Origin of the sequence: Streptomyces sp. 2A115 (genome assembly GCF_052245575.1) — a bacterium.
Classification (GTDB): domain Bacteria; phylum Actinomycetota; class Actinomycetes; order Streptomycetales; family Streptomycetaceae; genus Streptomyces.
Window position 1 is genome coordinate 1 of record NZ_JBQQCG010000234.1, and the last position, 1,055, is coordinate 1,055.

General features: G+C 69.5%; 1 protein-coding gene. It reads left to right on the top strand.

Annotated elements, in window-relative coordinates; genetic code table 11:
- Positions 1 to 26: 26 nt before the first annotated feature.
- Positions 27 to 1,055 (top strand): IS1380 family transposase (locus ACTWQR_RS55770; RefSeq protein ID WP_443235023.1); only part of this gene is annotated, 1,029 nt, incomplete at its 3' end.

Consider the following 1,055-nt stretch of genomic DNA (forward strand, 5'->3'; position numbering starts at 1 on the left):
CGCACAATCAGCAAGGCACCTCGTAGATGAAAGTTTCCCATACTCCGGCGGCGGTCTCCGCTGCGTTCGACGACCCGAATCTGATCGCGCATGCCGGACTGGTCCCGGTGATGCGGCTGGCCGAGCGGTGCGGGCTCGCCCGTCTGGTGGCGGAGAAGGTGAAGCTGACCGGGGCGAGGAACGGCGCGGGTGCCGGGCCAGATGCCAAAGTCACCAGCATCGTGGCCGGGATGGCCGCCGGTGCGGACAGCATCGACGACCTTCACGTCCTGCGCCACGGCGCGATGCCCGTGTTGTTCTCAGGCGTCCGTGCGCCGTCCACAGTGGGCAGCTTCCTGCGCGCGTTCACCCACGGTCACGCACTCCAGCTCCACGCGGTGCACCGCCAGTTCCTGGCCGCTCTGGCCACACACACCCCGCTGCTGCCCGGCGCCGGCGAAAAGGCGTTCATCGATGTCGACTCCACCCACAAACGGGTCTACGGCCGGACCAAGCAGGGCGCCGAGTACGGCCGGTTCAAGGGCGTCCGCACCCTGCACCCACTGCTGGCCACGATCTGCACCCCCACCTCGCGGCCGGTGATCGCCACCGTGCGGATGCGCCGCGGAAAGGCAGCCGACTCACGCGGCGCCCCGAAACTGGTCAGCGAGGCGCTGGCCACCGCCGTCGAGGCCGGCTGCACCGGCCTGCGGATCCTGCGGGCAGATTCGCAGTTCTACAACGCCGGTGTCATCGCCGCCTGCCGCCGGACCGGGGCCCGCTTCTCCATCACCACCGCCATGAACCCCTCCATCAAGCGGGCCGTCCTCGCCATCGCGGGCGAGGCATGGCAGCAGATCACCTATCCCACCGCGGTGCCCGACCCCGACACCGGGGAGCTCATCTCCGGCGCGGAAGTCGCCGAGATATCCCAGTACACCGCCTTCACCGGCCGCAAGAAGAGCGCACGGGTCACGGCCCGGCTGATCGTGCGCCGGGTCCGTGACCTGGCCGAACCCGCCGTCGTGGGTGAACAGGGCGAACTGTTCCCCGTCTGGCGCTACCACCCGTTCTTC